The sequence below is a fragment of the Achromobacter sp. SX5 genome (genome assembly GCF_056711425.1).
In genome coordinates this window covers 4,350,263-4,366,024 of record NZ_CM160041.1, presented here as the reverse complement: position 1 = coordinate 4,366,024, position 15,762 = coordinate 4,350,263, and the positions used below count along the sequence as shown (strand labels likewise).

Below are 15,762 nucleotides of genomic sequence, written 5' to 3'. Positions count from 1 at the left end.
CGGGGAGCGCTGGTCGTTTCGCGTGCCCGTCGTGCGTCCGGGCAGCGTCCAGGCGGTTTACGGCCTGGCGCTGGCCCTGGCCGCGGGCAGCGCGCTGACGGCCGCCTCCTGGCATGGCCCGGCCGCGCTCGCGGGGGCGGCGCTTGCGCTGCTGCTCGGGCTCGGCGGGCTGTTACACTCGGCACGGAGCGGCCCGTCCCCGGTATCCGCGTTACGTACGGCGGCCGGGGCAGGGCATTGGCAGCTGCGGCTGCCGCAGGGCTGGCGCGACGCAAGTCTGCTGGACCGGCGGCGCGGCCCGCGCTGGCTCACGCTCACCTTGCAGCCTTTGCCCACCGGGAGTACCGCCTTTACCCCTAGCACCATCACCCTCACCGTCTGGCAGCGGACGCTGCGACCCGAGTCCTGGCGGCGCCTGTGCCTGCTGACGGGCACGGCGCGGCGCACGCCGCCGGCGGCCGGCCCCCAGGAGGCGTCATGAGCGAGCGCGAAGTCGACGCCGAGCTTGTCGCGCGCGTCCAGCGGGGTGACAAGAAAGCCTTCGACCTGCTGGTGCTCAAGTACCAGCGCAAGATCCTCCGCCTGCTGGCCCGGATGATCCGCGACCCCGCGGAAATCGAAGACGTGGCCCAGGAAGCCTTCATCAAGGCCTACCGCGCCCTGCCCCAGTTCCGGGGGGAGAGCGCCTTCTACACCTGGCTGTATCGCATCGCGATCAACACCGCGCGCAACTGGCTGGCCTCCCAGGGCCGGCGTCCGAGCGCGCCCAATGCGATAGAAACGGAAGACGGTGAAACTTTTAACGAAACCGACAACCTAACCGATATAAGCACGCCGGAATCCATGGTCGCCAGCCGCGAAATCGCCGAAACGGTGAACGCGGCCATCGAGGAATTGCCTGAAGAGTTGCGCACCGCAATCGTCCTGCGTGAAATCGAAGGTATGAGTTACGAAGACATCGCCCAGAGCATGGACTGCCCGATCGGTACGGTGCGCTCCCGCATTTTTCGTGCGCGTGAAGCCATCGCCACCAAGTTGCGCCCATTGCTAGGCACCGATGACGAGCGTCGCTGGTAAGGAGTGGCAGTCATGCAAACAGCAGCCAAATCCGTCGAGATATCCGAGTCCTCCTGGGAGGAGTCGCTCTCCGCCTGGATGGACGGAGAGGAATCCGACGATATTTTTCCCGGCTTGTTGTCCCGCGAGGGACGCCAGACCTGGGACACCTATCACTTGATCGGTGATTCCCTGCGCAACGCCGACCTGGCGCTGACCCCCAGTTCGGCCTTCCAGGCCCGGCTGGCGCGCGCCCTGGACGCGGAATTGCCCATTGTCGCGGCGCCTCGGCGCCGCTCGCCTTTGCGCGTGGGCCTGTCCGGCCTGGCGGTGGTGGCGGCCGTGGCGACCGTCGCCTGGGTGGCCCAGCCCTACCTGACCGGCGAATCCGGCGGGGAAGTGCGGGTGCTGGCCGACGCCAGCGCGCCGTCGTCGGCCTCGGCCGCGGACGATTCCGGCCTGCGCGACTACCTCGAGGCGCATCGCCAGATGGCCGGCCCCAGCGCCGTGCGGCAGGTGTCGTTCGAGATGGGAGCGGGGCGCTGATGGCGTTGGTGATTCCATCGCGCTGGCCGGTGCTGGGTCTGGGACGAACCGCTACCTTGCAGGCCCATCGCGCCGCCTGGCTTGCCGTAACGCTGTTCACCGTTTTCCTGGCGGCGCAGGAGCCGGCCCGCGCCGCCGACGCCGCGCCGCCCGCCGAGGACGTGGTGCAGCTGCTCACCAGCATCCAGCAGGCGGCCCGCAAGCAGGACTACGCCGGCGTGTTCATGTATCAGCAGGGCGAGACCATGCAGTCCTCGCGCCTGGTGCACGTCCTGGACGGCACCGGCGAGCGCGAGCGCCTCGAGATCCTCGACGGCCAGCCGCGCGAATACCTGCGCCACAACGACGACGTGCAGTGCCTGATCCCCGAGCGCAAGACGGTGCTGCTGGAGCGCCGCCGCGGCGACCGCTTCCCCGGCCTGCTGCTGGGCGAGGCCGCCGGCCTGTCCGAGAACTACACGATCCGCACCGAGCCCAAGCTCTATCGCGTCGCCGGCCGCGAGTGCCGCCTGATCACCATAGAGCCGCTGGACAAGCTGCGCTACGGCTACCGGCTGTGCGCCGACGTCGAGACCAATCTGCTGCTCAAGGCCCAGACCCTGAACGCCGCGCGCGGCGTGGTCGAACAGGTGGCCTTCACCTCGCTGCGCCTGGGCGCCGAGGTCGATCCCCAGCTGCTGACTTCCCGCTGGAGCACGCGCGACTGGAAGGTGATGGAAGCCGCCATGAAGCCGGTGGACCTGGCCGCCCAGGGCTGGCGCATTCCGGCCCCCAAGGGCTTCAAAACCGTCATGCAGGTGACCCGGGCCATGGGCCGCGGCGCCACGGTCAGCCAGATGGTATTGTCTGACGGGTTGGCGGCCATTTCCGTGTTCATCGAGCCCTACGACAGCCAGCGCGGACACCGTCCGCCCCATGGCGCGGCGCAGCGCGGTTCGATTACCGTATATGGCACGCGCATCGCCGATTTCTGGCTGACGGCCGTGGGCGAGGTGCCCGTGGCCACGCTGGAACAGCTGGCCGAGTCCACAGAATACGTGCCCGCCGCCGGGTCCCGCTGATCCGGGGCGGCAAGCAGCAATTTCGGAGAAGTCTATGAATGCAATGACAGTGTCGAACGGGTATTTCCGACGCTTTCTGGCGGCCGCCGCGCTGGGCGTGGTGATGTCCGTCGGCCAGGCGCCGGCGGCGCTGGCCCAGGCGCCGACGGTCGCTTTGCCTGATTTCACCAGCATCGTCGAAAAGGCCGACCCCGCGGTCGTGAACATCCGCACCACGGCCACCGTGCCGGTGCGCGGCATGGGACCGGGCGGCGGCAACGACCCCTACGAGCTGTTCCGCTGGTTCTTCGGCCCCGAATTCCAGCCGCCGGGCGCGCCGCCGTCGCCGCGCCAGCGTCCCCAGCCCCAGCCCGAAGAGCGCACCGTGCCGCGCGGCGTGGGCTCGGGCTTCTTCATTTCCGAAGACGGCTACATCCTGACCAACAACCACGTGGTCGTGGACGCCACCGACATCTACGTCACCCTGACCGACGGCCGCGAATTCAAGGCCAAGGTCATCGGCACCGACGAGCGCACCGACGTGGCCCTGATCAAGATCGAGGCCAAGGACATGACGCCGCTGGTCATCGGCGATCCCAAGAAGCTCAAGAAGGGCCAGTGGGTGCTGGCGATCGGCTCGCCGTTCGGCCTGGATTCCACCGTGACCTCGGGCATCGTCAGCGCCATCGGCCGCGACACCGGCGAATACCTGCCCTTCATCCAGACGGACGTGGCGGTCAACCCCGGCAACTCGGGCGGCCCGCTGATCAACCTGGAAGGCGAGGTGGTGGGCATCAATTCCCAGATCATTTCGCGCAGCGGCGGCTTCATGGGCATTTCGCTGGCCATCCCCATCGACGAGGCCATGCGCGTCGTCGACCAGCTGCGCACCACCGGCAAGGTCACGCGCGGACGCGTCGGCGTGCAGATCGGCGAAGTCGGCAAGGACGTGGCCGAGGCCATCGGCCTGCCCAAGGCCGAAGGCGCGCTGGTCAGCAGCGTCGAGCCCGAAGGCCCGGCCGAGCAGGCCGGCGTGCAGCCGGGCGACGTGATCCTGAAGTTCAACAACGAACCCATCAAGCGCTGGTCCGACCTGCCGCGCATCGTCGGCGAAACCAAGCCGGGCACCCGTGCCGACATGCAGGTGTGGCGCAAGGGCAAGACCGTGACGCTGACCGTCAAGGTGGGCGAGATCCCGACCGAGAAGAGCCCGGCCGCCGGCAAGCAGGGCGCGGCGCCCGTGCCCGAGGCCACCAACGCGCTGGGCCTGGGCGTGGCCGACGTGCCGGCCGACGTGCAGAAGAAGCTGCGCATCAAGGGCGGCGTCCAGGTCAAGATCGCCGAGGGCGCGGCCGCCAAGGCCGGCCTGCAGGAAGGCGACATCGTGCTGGCCCTGAACGACACCGACGTCACCAGCGCCAAGCAGTTCGGCGAACTGGTCGCCAAGCTCGACAAGGGCAGGGCAGCCGGCCTGCTGGTGCGCCGCGGCGACCAGACCCAATGGGTGGCGGTTCCCGCCAGCAAGTGATGCTTTACGGCGACGCCCCTGAAAAGGGGCGTTTTTTGCCGTCGCGGGCCTGGCGGCAAAAAAATGGTTCAAGACCGGCTAAAATGGCTGGTTGCCGCAAGAGGGGGCGCATGGCGCCCCCTCGTTTTGCCCGGGCTATGCCCACAGGCACCCCTCTCGTCAGCCGTGCGTACTCCGGCGGCGGTGTCTTCCGGCCTTGTGCCGAGTGTTCCGTCCCCTTATAACTTCAAGCATGCAGCATATCCGCAACTTCTCCATCATTGCCCACATCGATCATGGCAAATCGACCCTGGCCGATCGCCTGATCCAGCGCTGCGGCGGATTGGCGGACCGCGAAATGTCGGCGCAGGTGCTCGACTCGATGGAAATCGAGCGCGAGCGCGGCATCACCATCAAGGCGCAGACGGCCGCCCTGCACTACAAGGCGCAGGACGGCAAGGTCTACAACCTGAACCTGATCGATACCCCGGGGCACGTGGACTTCTCCTACGAAGTCAGCCGCTCGCTGTCGGCCTGCGAAGGCGCGCTGCTGGTGGTCGACGCCTCGCAGGGCGTCGAGGCCCAGACCGTGGCCAACTGCTACACCGCCATCGAGCTGGGCGTGGAAGTCGTGCCGGTGCTCAACAAGATGGACCTGCCCCAGGCCGATCCCGAAGGCGCGCGCCAGGAAGTCGAAGACGTGATCGGCATCGACGCCTCGCAGGCCGTGCTGGCCAGCGCCAAGACCGGCATGGGCATCGACGAAATCCTCGAGGCCATCGTCGCCCGTGTGCCGGCGCCCCAGGGCGATCCCGACGCGCCGCTGCAGGCGCTCATCATCGACTCGTGGTTCGACAACTACGTGGGCGTGGTGATGCTGGTGCGCATCATCAACGGCGTGCTCAAGCCCAAGGACAAGATCCTGCTGATGGCCTCCGGCGCCACCCACCTGTGCGAGCAGACCGGCGTGTTCACGCCCAAGTCGCAGCAGCGCCCGCACCTGTCGGCCGGCGAAGTGGGTTTCGTCATCGCCGGCATCAAGCAGCTTGCCGACGCCAAGGTCGGCGACACCATCACGCTGGCCGGCAAGCCGGCCGCCGCGCCGCTGCCGGGCTTCAAGGAAGTCAAGCCGCAGGTGTTCGCCGGCCTGTACCCGGTGGAAAGCTCCGAGTACGACCAGCTGCGCGACTCGCTGGAAAAGCTCAAGCTCAACGACGCGGCGCTCATGTTCGAGCCGGAAGTCTCGCAGGCGCTGGGCTTCGGTTTCCGCTGCGGCTTCCTGGGCCTGCTGCACATGGAAATCGTGCAGGAGCGCCTGGAGCGCGAGTTCGACATGGACATCATCACCACGGCGCCGTCCGTGGTGTACGAGGTCGAGCAGCGCGACGGCTCCATCATCACGGTCGAAAGCCCGTCGCGCATGCCGGAGATCGGCAAGATCGCCGACATCCGCGAGCCCATCGTCAAGGTCACGCTGTTCATGCCGCAGGACTACGTCGGTCCGGTCATGACGCTGTGCAATAACAAGCGCGGCGTGCAGATCAACATGAGCTACCACGGCCGCCAGGTGCACCTGGTCTACGAGATCCCGCTGGCCGAGATCGTGCTGGACTTCTTCGACAAGCTGAAGTCGGTCTCGCGCGGCTACGCCTCGATGGACTACGAGTTCCAGGAATACCGCTCGGCCGACGTGGTGCGCGTGGACCTGCTGATCAACAACGACCGCGTCGACGCGCTGGCCATGATCGTCCACCGCAGCAACGCGCGCCACCGCGGCCGCGACGTGGTGACCCGGATGCGCGGGCTGATCCCGCGCCAGATGTTCGACATCGTGATCCAGGCCGCCATCGGCGCCGAAATCATCGCGCGCGAAAACGTGAAGGCCCTGCGCAAGAACGTGCTGGCCAAGTGCTACGGCGGCGACATTTCGCGCAAGAAGAAACTGCTGGAAAAGCAGAAGGCCGGCAAGAAGCGCATGAAGCAGGTGGGTAGCGTGGAAATCCCGCAGGAGGCGTTCCTCGCCATCCTGCAGGTGGAAGACAAATAGAACCAAAAGAAGGCGGTTAGCTGATGAGTTGGAACTTTGCCCTGATCCTGTTTGTATTGCTGGTGGTGACCGGCATTATCTGGGTGCTCGATCTGGCGGTGCTGCGGCGGGGCCGGGAACGCCGGGCCCAGGCGGCGATGGCGCAATACGACGCGGCCCTGGTCGGAGACGCCCAGGAAGCCGAGCGCCTGCGCCGCGAGGCCGGCGACGCGGCGCGCCGCGTGCCGTGGTGGGTGGAGTACGCGGTCAGCTTCTTCCCCGTGATTCTGTTCGTGTTCCTGCTGCGCTCGTTCGTGGTCGAGCCGTTTCGCATCCCGTCGGGCTCCATGCTGCCCACGCTGCAATCGGGCGACCTGATCCTGGTGAACAAGTTCAGCTATGGCCTGCGGCTGCCGGTCATCGACAAGAAGGTGATCGAGGTGGGCGAGCCCAAGCGCGGCGACGTGTTCGTGTTCCGCTATCCTGTGGACCCGGACGTCGATTACATCAAGCGCGTGGTCGGCCTGCCGGGCGACGAGATCGCCTACCTGGACAAAAAACTGTATATCAACGGCGAACTGGTGCCGCACGTGCGCGACGGGGATTATTTCGAACCCGACCGTGTCTCGTATATTGCGCAATATAAAGAGAAGTTGGGCGAAGTTGAGCACCAGATCCTGCTGGATGAGGGCAAACCCCAGGAATACGGGCCGATGTGGCAATTTCCCAACCGTCAGAACTGCCAATACAGCCGCAATGGGGTACGCTGCAAAGTACCCGAAGGCCAATTTTTCGCTATGGGCGATAATCGGGACAACAGCGCGGACAGCCGGTACTGGGGCTTCGTACCCGAATCCAATATCGTCGGACGCGCGTTCTTCATCTGGATGAATTTCAGCGACCTCAGCCGCATCGGCCGGTTCAACTGATTATGTCGCTAGCCACGCTAGAAAACCGCCTGGAGCACCACTTCGGTGATCCGGCATTGCTCGAACAGGCGCTGACGCATCGCAGTCACGGTTCGCGCCATAACGAGCGCCTGGAATTCCTCGGGGATTCCGTGCTGAACTTCGTCGTCGCCGCGATGCTGTTCGAGCGCTATTCCAAGATCGACGAGGGCGACCTCTCGCGCCTGCGGGCCAACCTGGTCAAGCAGGCCTCGCTGGCCGACATCGCCCAGCGGCTGGAGCTGTCGCAATACCTGCGCCTGGGCGAGGGCGAACTCAAGAGCGGCGGTTTCCGCCGCCCCTCGATCCTGGCCGACACGGTCGAGGCGCTGTTCGGCGCCGTGTTCCTGGACGCCGGCTTCGACGCCGCGCGCCGCGTGATCGTGCGCCAGTACCAGCCGGTGCTGGCCTCGGTCGATCCCAAGACCCTGGGCAAGGACGCCAAGACGCTGCTGCAGGAATTCCTGCAGGGCCGCAAGCTGGCGCTGCCGCAGTACACGGTGGTGGCCACGCACGGCGCGGCCCACAGCCAGCAGTTCGAGGTCGAATGCGCCATCCCGGCGCTGGAGATCAAGGTCATGGCCGCGGGCGCCAGCCGCCGCGCGGCCGAGCAGTCGGCGGCCAAAGTGGCGCTGGAGGCCGCGTTGGCCGTCAGCCCGGCTTCCAAGGCTGCCCGCAAGTCGGGCAAGGCGCGCAAGACCGCGCAATTGTCGCTGCCGGTGGCAGTGGCTCAAGAGACTAAATGAGCGATACCCCTTTCCGTACCGGCTTCGTTGCCATCGTCGGCCGTCCCAACGTCGGCAAATCCACGCTGACCAACGCCCTGATCGGCTCGAAGATTTCGATCGTCTCGCGCAAGGCGCAGACCACGCGCCACCGCATCCACGGGGTGCTGACGCGCGAGCACGAACAGTTCGTGTTCGTCGACACGCCGGGCTTCCAGACGCGCCACGGCGGCGCCATGAACCGCATGATGAACCGCGTGGTCACGCAGGCGCTGGCCGACGTGGACGTGGTGGTGCACGTGGTCGAGGCGGGCAAGTGGTCCGAGGGCGACGCCAAGCTGCTGCCGCTCTTGCCCGCGCCGGAGCGCACCATCCTGGCCATCTCCAAGATCGACGCGCTCAAGAACCGCGACGATCTGTTCGCCTTCGTCTCCAAGATCATGGCGCTGCATCCGTTCGGCGCGGTCGTGCCGGTCAGCGCCACCAGGAACCAGCAGCTCGACCAGCTGCTGCAGGAAATCGCCGCGCGCCTGCCCGAAGGCGAGCCGATGTTCGAAGAGGACACGCTGACCGACCGGCCCATGCGCTTCATCGCCGCCGAGCTGGTGCGCGAGAAGATCTTCCGCCTGGTGGGCGACGAACTGCCCTACGGCTGTACGGTCGTGATCGAGCAATGGGAAGAGAACGACAAGGGCGCGCGCATCGCCGCCTGTGTGGTGGTCGAGCGCGACAGCCACAAGCCTATCCTGCTGGGCGCGGGCGGCATGCACATGAAGCGCATCGCTACGGAGGCGCGGCAGGACATCGCCAAGCTGCTGGACAAGCCGGTGCACCTGGAGGTCTACATCAAGGTGCGCAAGGGCTGGTCCGACCGCGAGGGTGCGCTGCGCGACCTGGGCTATGAGTAGAAGGGCGCCTCGCGTCCAGGACCGACCCGGCTATATGCTGCACGCCACCGCGTGGCGTGAGACGTCCCTCATCGTTCAGACTTTCTCGCGCGACCACGGCTGTGTGGCCATGGTCGCCAAGGGCGCCAAGCGCCCGTATTCCGTGCTGCGGCCCGTGCTGTCCGCGTTCCAGCCGCTGCTGCTGTCCTGGACCGGCAACGGCGAGGTCAAGACGCTCACGCGCGCCGAGATCGCCGGCATCTGGCCGCTGACCGGCACCGCGCTGATGTCGGCCTGGTACATGAACGAGCTGCTGCTGCGGCTGCTGCCGCGCGAAGACGCCCACCCCCTGCTGTTCGACGCCTACGATTTCGCCCTGCAGCAGCTTTCGGGCGGCACGCGCGCGGCCGGCGCGCTGCGCCGCTTCGAATGGACGCTGCTGCGCGAGACCGGCTATGGCGTGGACGAGGCGCCGCCCGATTTCGACGATCCGGCGATCGAGCCGGCCCTGCGCCGCGACCTGCGCGAGCGCCTGGCCGAAATCCTCGCCGGCCGGCCTTTGTCCACGCGCCGCGTGCTGCTGGACCTGCAGCGCATCTGAGCGCCATGACCTTCACGCTCAAACAGGTCGAGACCTTCCGCACCGTCTACGAGACGGAAAGCGTGACCGCCGCCGCCCGGCGGCTGGACGTGTCGCCGGCCACCGTCAGCGCGACCCTGGCCGCGCTGGAAGCCAGCATCGAGCTGCGCCTGTTCGAGCGCGTGCGCCAGCGCATGCAGCGCACCCCCGAGGCGACGCTGCTGTACGAGGAAATCCGGCGCCTGAACGTCGGCCTGGAGAGCCTGGGCCGCAAGATCCGCGCGATCCGCGGCGCCGCGCAGCCGCGGCTGCGCGTGGGCTGCATCCACGCTTACAGCGGCGCCATCATCAGCGACACCATCGCGCGCTTTCGCGCCCGCTATCCCGACACCGCGCTGTACCTGCAGATCCGGGATTCCAACACCTTGCGCGACATGGTGGTGTCGGGCGAGCTGGACCTGGCCGCCGTGGCCGACGAGTCCGAACTGGAAGGCCTGCGCGGCCACCGGCTCGCCAGCCTGCGGGCCGTGGCGGTCTTTCCGCGCAACCATCCGCTGGCGCGCCTGGAGTGCGTGGAGTTCTCGCACCTGGCCGGCGCCGACGTGATCGCGCTCAACGCCGAGGACGGTTCGCGCAAGCGCCTGGACGCCTTGCTGGCGCAGGCCGGGCAGCATCTGAAGGTGGCGATCGAAACGCCGTATTCCAGCACCGTGTGCCAGCTGGCGCTGGCCGGCCACGGCGTGGGCATCGCCAATCCGGCGACCGCGCTCGGCATGGAAGCGGCCGGCCTGGGGCACCGGCCGCTGGCCGCGTCCGTGCATTTCGAATGCCACATGATCCTGCACGGCAGCCGCCCCTTGTCCGAGGCGGGAAAGTTCTGGGCGACCTGTTTGCGCGCGGCCTTGGCGCCGCTGGTGGAGCGGTATGGGGTTTAGGTTTCGGGCGGGGTGATGGGTTTCGCGCTGCACCCATCCTACATTCCAAACGTAGGATGGGTGCAGCGCGAAGAACCCCTGAGCAAGAACACGAACATCAAACGCGCGAAACCCATCACCCCCGCCGCCCATCCGAAGTCAACACCAGCACGACCGACGATTCCGCGTCCAGCAGCCCCGACCGCCGCAGCCGCGACACCGCCGCCAGCGCCGCGGCCGACGACAGTTCGGTGGCCAGCCCGGCGCGCTCCAGGCGCTGCTGCGCCTGCGCCGCGGCGGCGTCGGACACTTCCACGGGCGAGCCGCCCGAGCGCGCCAGCGCTTCCAGCGACTGCAGCGTGCTGGTGCTGCCGGCGATCGAGTACTGGTCCGTCACGCCCTCCCAGTTGCCGCGCGCATCGCCCGTGGCGCGCGCCCGCGACAGCCGGGCATAGGGCTCGACCGCGTGCATGCGGGGCAGGCGGTCGATGCGGCCGCTTTCCCGCAGATGCTGCCAGCCCAGGTAAATGCCCCACAGCAGGTCGCCGCGCGCGGTGGGAACCACGATATCGGTGGGCACGCCGCAGGCTTCGAAGATCTCCAGCGCGATGGGCTTGTAGCCTTCCACGCCATAGGCATGGGTGCCCACCGGCGGATTCAGATAGTTGGTGCCGGCGAACGCGCCGTGGTCGCGGCACAGGTCCGCGACATAGGGCCAGCGGCTCAGGCTGTCGTCGAAGGCGCGCAGGCGCGCGCCGAAGCGCTGCATGGCGTCGCGCTGCAGCGGCGGGCAGTCGCGCGTGATGGCGATGTCGGCCTCCAGGCGCGCCGCGGCGCAATAGGCGGCCAGCGATACGCCGGCGTTGCCGCTGGAGGCCGCCGCGACGCGGGTGGCGCCGGCCAGGCGCGCGCGCGAGACCAGCTGGGCCGCCATGCGGTCCTTGTGGCTGCCGGTGGGATTGGCGCTTTCGCACTTGAGCCACATCCGGCCAACGCCCTCGGCCTGCGCCAGCGCCGGCGCGGCCAGGCAGGGCGTGGCGCCTTCGCCCAGCGTCACCGGGTCCAGCACCGGCAGCGGCATGGCCGCATCCCCGCCGGGCTCGTAGCGGCATTCCAGCGAGGCGGGGTGGCCGGCCTCCAGGCAGCCGGGGCAGCCTTCGGGATAGTCGGCGACGGGCCACAGGCGTTCGCAGCGGATGCAACGCAGGCCGGACAATCTGGGGTTCATCTGCATGGTTCTTCAGTACCTCGAAGGAAGCGTATCCAGGGGAAGGGCGGGCGCGATCTGGAACAGGCAGTCGCCCTCGCCGCTGCGGGCGATGGCGCGCAGGCACACCACGGTGCCGCTTTGCGGGCTGACCAGCGCGCGCGGCGCAAGCTCGGGGCGGGCGGGTTCTATCAGCTGGCCGATGCGCTGGCGCGCCGTGACCGCCTGCCCCAGCTCCACGCCGGGGACGAACACGCCCGCTTCGCGCGCGCGCAGCGTGGCGGCCGGCGCGTCCAGGTCGTAGAGCCGGACCTCGGGGTTGCGCGGCAGCGGGCGGCCGGGCAGCAGGCCCAGCTCGGTCAGGCAGCCCAGCAGCCCGTCGCGGCAGCGTTCGACCAGGGCGGCGCTGGTTTCGCGGCCGCCGCCGATCTCCGCGCTCAGGCGCAGCACGCCGTGGCGGCTGGCGGCGGCCGGCATGGACCCGGCTTCGACGCCGCGGAAGAACACGCATTGCGGCAGCCCGAAGGCGCGCGCCAGGTCCGCCAGGCGCGGATCGTAGGCGTCCTCGCCGTACCGGGTGATCACCGACGAAGGCAGGTAGCGCAGCGAGGCGCCGCCGCTGTGCACGTCCACCAGCGCCTGGATGCGCGGCAGCAGCCGGGCCTCCAGCGCGGCGGCCACGCTTTCGGTGTAGCCGCGCGCCGGCGCGCCCAGGAAAGCACGGTTCAGGTTGCCGCCGTCGGAAGGCGAGAGCCGGGTGCCGGCCAGCGAGGCCTCGACATTGGCCGCCGGCAGCAGGTAGACCGTGCCGCGCTGGAGCATGCCGGGCAGGCTGTGCCACAGGTCCAGGATGGCCGCCTGGCCTTCCCATTCGTCGCCGTGCACGCCGGCCATCAGCGCGACGGCCGGCCCGGGGCCGGCGTCGATCCTGAGCACCGGCACCGTGACCCGGCGGTAGGCCGATTCGTTGGTGGCGGCGGCGCAGGAAAAATCCTCGCGGCTTACCGTGGCCATGCGCGCGCTCCTGCCTGGCTCAATCCAGCGTGGTGCCGGCGGCCTTGATGATGCCTTCCCATTTGGGCAGCTCCTTGCGAATCTGGGTCTGTACGTCCTGCGGCGTGCCGCCCAGCGGTTCCTGGGAGCGGCTGCGCAATTCCTTGCTGACATTGTCCGAGCGCAGCGCCTGGTTCATGGCCTCGTTGAGCCGGGCGATGACGGCGGGCGGCGTGCCGGCCGGCGCGACCAGCGCGCTCCAGGCCGACTGCTCGTAGTCGGGGTAGCCCTGCTCGGCCACGGTGGGCACGTCGGGGTTGGAGGCGGCGCGTCCGCGCGTGGTGACGGCCAGCGCGCGCAGGCGGCCGTCCTTCAGGTTGCCGATCAGCGGCGGCAGGTTTTCCATCATCGAATCCACGTGGCCGCCCAGCAGGTCGGACAGCTGCGCGGCCGTGGCCTTGTACGGAATCTGGCGCACCTCGGCGCCGGTCTGGGCGATGAACAGCTTGACGCCGACCTCGCTGGTGGTGCCGGGGTCGGCCGAGGTCATGGTCAGGCGCTGCGGCTGGGCGCGGCTGGCTTCGATGAAACCCTTCAGGTCGCGATAGGGCGAGGCCGCGTTCACCACGATGACGTTGGGCGTTTCGGCCACCAGGCCGATGGGCGCGATGTCGCGGTCCAGGTCGTACAGCTGCTGCTTGAACAGGTAGCGGTGCAGCACCAGCGTGCCCACGTGGGCGTAGCCGATGGTGTAGCCGTCGGGCGCGGCGCGCACCACGGCCTGGGTGCCGATGCGCCCGCCCGCGCCGACGCGGTTTTCCACCACCACCGGCTGGCCCAGCTGGCGGCTCATTTCCTGCCCGATGAGGCGGGCGGTGATGTCAGCGTTGCCGCCGGCGGCGGCCGGCACGATCAGCGTGATCGCGCGCTCCGGGTAGTCGGCCAGCGCGGCAGGCGCGGCCAGGCAAAGCGACAGGGCGGCAAGACAGGCGATGGCGTTGCGGTTCATGGCGGTTCCCGAGGCATTGAAAGCGCTGCCATTGTGCGGCGGCGGCCCCCGGAATCCGTTTGGGCCAATGATATGCATGTTCAGTAAAACCTAATCGCCGTCGGCGCGCCTCCCCAGCGCGTAACCCACGGCCGCCGCGCCCAGCGCGAAGGCGGCGCCCAGCAGCGCGACCAGGGCCGCGCCGTGGCCCAGCATGTCCACGCCCGCCTTGACCCAGCCGCTGGCCGCGTCGCCGGCGCGGTAGACCACCGTGTCGATCACGTTCTTGGTCTTGTACTTGTCCTCGGGCGGGACCGTGGTGAACAGCATTTCGCGCCCGGGCCGGATGAGCGCGTATTCGCCCACGCGGCGCGCGATCATGACCGCCGCCAGCACGCCGAAGACCGGATACGCCGCCAGGACCAGGAACCCGGCCGCCATCGCCAGCGGCACCGCGGCCAGCAGGAAGCGCAGCCCCAGCCGCGCGGCCACGCGCCCGGTGACGAACACCTGCGACAGCAGCGAAAGCGACTGGACCGTGAAATCCAGCACGCTGAAGACCCGGATGCGCTGCGCCGTGTCGGGAAAGGCGTCGGCCACCAGCCGCGCCTGCTCCATGTAGAGAAAGGTGTTGAGCGTGGCCAGCAGGATCACCAGCAGCGAGATTCCCATCAGGTAGCGCGAGCGGAACACGCCCGACAGGCCGGCCAGGATCGAGCCTTCGATGGGACGCCGCATGTCGTCATTGGCCGTCTCCTGGCGGTCGGCGGCGCGCCAGCGCAGCAGCCGGGCCTTGAGCGGCAGCGTCGCCGCCAGCAGCAGCGCCGACAGCAGCAACAGGCCGGCCGGGCCCAGCGCGCCGGCCAGCAGCCCGCCCAGCAGCGGGCCGCACAGCCCGCCCAGCAGCGGGCCGCACAGCCCGCCCGCGCTGGCGCCGGCGGCGATCAGGGCGAACAGGCGCTTGGCCGATTCCATGCGGAACACGTCGGCCATCAGGCTCCAGGCGATGGAGACCACGAACAGGTTGAACACCGACAGCCACACGTAGAACACGCGCGCGGCCCAGGCGCTGCCGGGCAGCAGGTGCAGCACCGCGCCGAAGCCCGCCATGGCCAGGGCGAACACGGCGTAGACCCAGCTCACCAATGTGGCGCGCGGCACGCGCGCCGACAGCCAGCCGAACAGCGGCGCCACCGCCAGCATGGCCACGAAGGTGGCGGTGAACAGCCATTGCAGCTGGTCCACGCCGGCCTGTATGCCCATGGTTTCGCGGATCGGGCGCAGCATGAAATAGCCGCAGAACAGGAAGAAGAAAAAGGCGAAGCCGCAGGCCGCCGGGCCCAGTTCGTCCTCGCGTATGCCCAGCGCCAGCGCCGCTCGGCCCCGCAGGGTGGCTGGGGGCGCCATGCCGTCAGGCCAGCAGGGCGGCGATGCGTTCGCGCAGCGCGGCGTCGGGCTGCTGGCCGAACCCCGCGCGGGCGTTGTCCGCCATGTTGGCCGGCTTGGAGGTGGCGGGGATCACCGCCGTCACGGCGGGATGGCCGATGATGAATTTCAGGAACAGCTGCGCCCAGGAGGTGCAGCCCAGCTCCGTGGCCAGCGGCGGCAGCGCCATGCCGCGCACCTGGCGAAACAGCGCCCCGTCCTGGAACGGCCGGTTCACCAGCACCGCCACGCCCCGCGCCTGGCAGGCCGGCAGCAGGCGCTTTTCGGCGTTGCGCGCGCCCACCGACAGGTTGACCTGCACGAAGTCCGGCCGCTCGCGCTCGACCAGCGCGGTCAGTTCGTCATGCGCATGGTCGGCGTAATGCGTGATGCCGACGTAGCGGATCACGCCCTGGCGTTTGAGGTCGCGCAGCAGCGCCAGCTGGTTGGCGGTGTCTATCAGGTTGTGCACCTGGACCAGGTCCAGCTTGTCGCTGCCCAGCGCCTTTTGCGACTGGCGCAGCTGGCGCATGGCCGACTCGTGCCCCTGCGTGCTGATCTTGGTGGCCAGGAAGGCCTGCGACCACAGGCCGCCGTTGCGGGCCAGCAGCGCGCCGGTCACGGCTTCGGCGTGGCCGTAGCTCGGGGCCGTGTCGATCAGCGAGCCGCCCGCCTGCAACAGCGTGTCCAGCACCTGGGCCAGCGGCGCCAGGGCGGCGGCGTCGCCGGGCGGAACGTTGAAGGTGTCGGCCGTGCCCAGCCCTATCACCGGCAGCGCCTCGCCGGTGGCGGGGATGGCGCGCGTCAGCATGGGCGCCTGCCGGCTGAGCGCGCGGGCGGTCCAGGACGGGCCGAGCAGGGCGGCGCCGGCGGCGGTCTGGATGAAGCGGCGGCGGTTCGGCATGGCGCGGGCTTCCCGAA

16 protein-coding genes are annotated in these 15,762 nt (G+C 68.9%); 11 read left to right on the top strand and 5 right to left on the bottom strand.

Going from position 1 to position 15,762, the window contains the following annotated elements; translation table 11 throughout:
- Nucleotides 1-22: 22 nt before the first annotated feature.
- The 11 genes from AC1M14_RS20415 to AC1M14_RS20365 all read left to right on the top strand — a co-directional run bounded on the left by AC1M14_RS20415 (nt 23) and on the right by AC1M14_RS20365 (nt 10,249).
- On the top strand, nt 23-481 hold the full coding sequence (locus tag AC1M14_RS20415) for a hypothetical protein (protein WP_102774557.1): 459 nt from the start codon (nt 23-25) through the stop codon (nt 479-481).
- Nucleotides 478-1,077: an RNA polymerase sigma factor RpoE gene (rpoE, locus tag AC1M14_RS20410; RefSeq protein WP_043543305.1), complete on the top strand. Its 600-nt coding sequence runs from the start codon at nt 478-480 to the stop codon at nt 1,075-1,077. The genes AC1M14_RS20415 and rpoE overlap by 4 nt, the downstream gene beginning before the upstream one ends.
- A gap of 12 nt (nt 1,078-1,089) precedes the next feature.
- Entirely contained in the window at nt 1,090-1,602 is a 513-nt protein-coding gene (locus AC1M14_RS20405; protein WP_102774421.1) for a sigma-E factor negative regulatory protein, read from the top strand.
- Nucleotides 1,602-2,663 carry a MucB/RseB C-terminal domain-containing protein gene (locus tag AC1M14_RS20400; protein WP_209164985.1) on the top strand — a complete coding sequence of 354 codons (1,062 nt, stop codon included), beginning with the start codon at nt 1,602-1,604 and terminating at the stop codon, nt 2,661-2,663. The genes AC1M14_RS20405 and AC1M14_RS20400 overlap by 1 nt, the downstream gene beginning before the upstream one ends.
- 34 nt (nt 2,664-2,697) lie before the next feature.
- Nucleotides 2,698-4,170: a DegQ family serine endoprotease gene (locus tag AC1M14_RS20395; protein WP_111826595.1), complete on the top strand. Its 1,473-nt coding sequence runs from the start codon at nt 2,698-2,700 to the stop codon at nt 4,168-4,170.
- Between the two features lie 232 nt (nt 4,171-4,402).
- Entirely contained in the window at nt 4,403-6,196 is a 1,794-nt protein-coding gene (gene lepA, locus AC1M14_RS20390) for a translation elongation factor 4 (RefSeq protein ID WP_102774424.1), read from the top strand.
- A gap of 23 nt (nt 6,197-6,219) precedes the next feature.
- Entirely contained in the window at nt 6,220-7,104 is an 885-nt protein-coding gene (gene lepB, locus AC1M14_RS20385) for a signal peptidase I (RefSeq protein ID WP_102774425.1), read from the top strand.
- 2 nt (nt 7,105-7,106) lie between these two features.
- On the top strand, nt 7,107-7,868 hold the full coding sequence (rnc, locus tag AC1M14_RS20380; RefSeq protein ID WP_111826596.1) for a ribonuclease III: 762 nt from the start codon (nt 7,107-7,109) through the stop codon (nt 7,866-7,868).
- Nucleotides 7,865-8,755, top strand: a complete 891-nt coding sequence (gene era / locus AC1M14_RS20375) for a GTPase Era (RefSeq protein ID WP_102774427.1) — start codon at nt 7,865-7,867, stop codon at nt 8,753-8,755. The genes rnc and era overlap by 4 nt, the downstream gene beginning before the upstream one ends.
- On the top strand, nt 8,748-9,335 hold the full coding sequence (gene recO, locus AC1M14_RS20370) for a DNA repair protein RecO (protein WP_479730340.1): 588 nt from the start codon (nt 8,748-8,750) through the stop codon (nt 9,333-9,335). Before era ends, recO begins: the two co-directional genes overlap by 8 nt.
- Before the next feature lie 5 nt (nt 9,336-9,340).
- Nucleotides 9,341-10,249, top strand: a complete 909-nt coding sequence (locus AC1M14_RS20365; protein WP_111826598.1) for a LysR substrate-binding domain-containing protein — start codon at nt 9,341-9,343, stop codon at nt 10,247-10,249.
- 115 nt (nt 10,250-10,364) lie between these two features.
- On the opposite strand, the gene AC1M14_RS20360 is transcribed toward AC1M14_RS20365, so the two are convergent.
- The 5 genes from AC1M14_RS20360 to AC1M14_RS20340 all read right to left on the bottom strand — a co-directional run bounded on the left by AC1M14_RS20360 (nt 10,365) and on the right by AC1M14_RS20340 (nt 15,745).
- On the bottom strand, nt 10,365-11,462 hold the full coding sequence (locus AC1M14_RS20360; protein WP_111826599.1) for a pyridoxal-phosphate dependent enzyme: 1,098 nt from the start codon (nt 11,460-11,462) through the stop codon (nt 10,365-10,367).
- Nucleotides 11,463-11,468: 6 nt separating this feature from the next.
- Nucleotides 11,469-12,449, bottom strand: coding sequence for a M14 family metallopeptidase (locus AC1M14_RS20355; protein WP_479730339.1), 981 nt, complete (start codon nt 12,447-12,449; stop codon nt 11,469-11,471).
- A gap of 19 nt (nt 12,450-12,468) precedes the next feature.
- Nucleotides 12,469-13,437: a Bug family tripartite tricarboxylate transporter substrate binding protein gene (locus AC1M14_RS20350; protein ID WP_102774432.1), complete on the bottom strand. Its 969-nt coding sequence runs from the start codon at nt 13,435-13,437 to the stop codon at nt 12,469-12,471.
- 90 nt (nt 13,438-13,527) lie between these two features.
- Nucleotides 13,528-14,823: an NTP/NDP exchange transporter gene (locus tag AC1M14_RS20345; RefSeq protein ID WP_479730338.1), complete on the bottom strand. Its 1,296-nt coding sequence runs from the start codon at nt 14,821-14,823 to the stop codon at nt 13,528-13,530.
- A 4-nt stretch (nt 14,824-14,827) separates the two neighbouring features.
- The gene (locus tag AC1M14_RS20340; RefSeq protein ID WP_479730337.1) at nt 14,828-15,745 is read right to left on the bottom strand and encodes an aldo/keto reductase; all 918 of its coding nucleotides are present in this window, start codon (nt 15,743-15,745) and stop codon (nt 14,828-14,830) included.
- Nucleotides 15,746-15,762 lie beyond the last annotated feature (17 nt).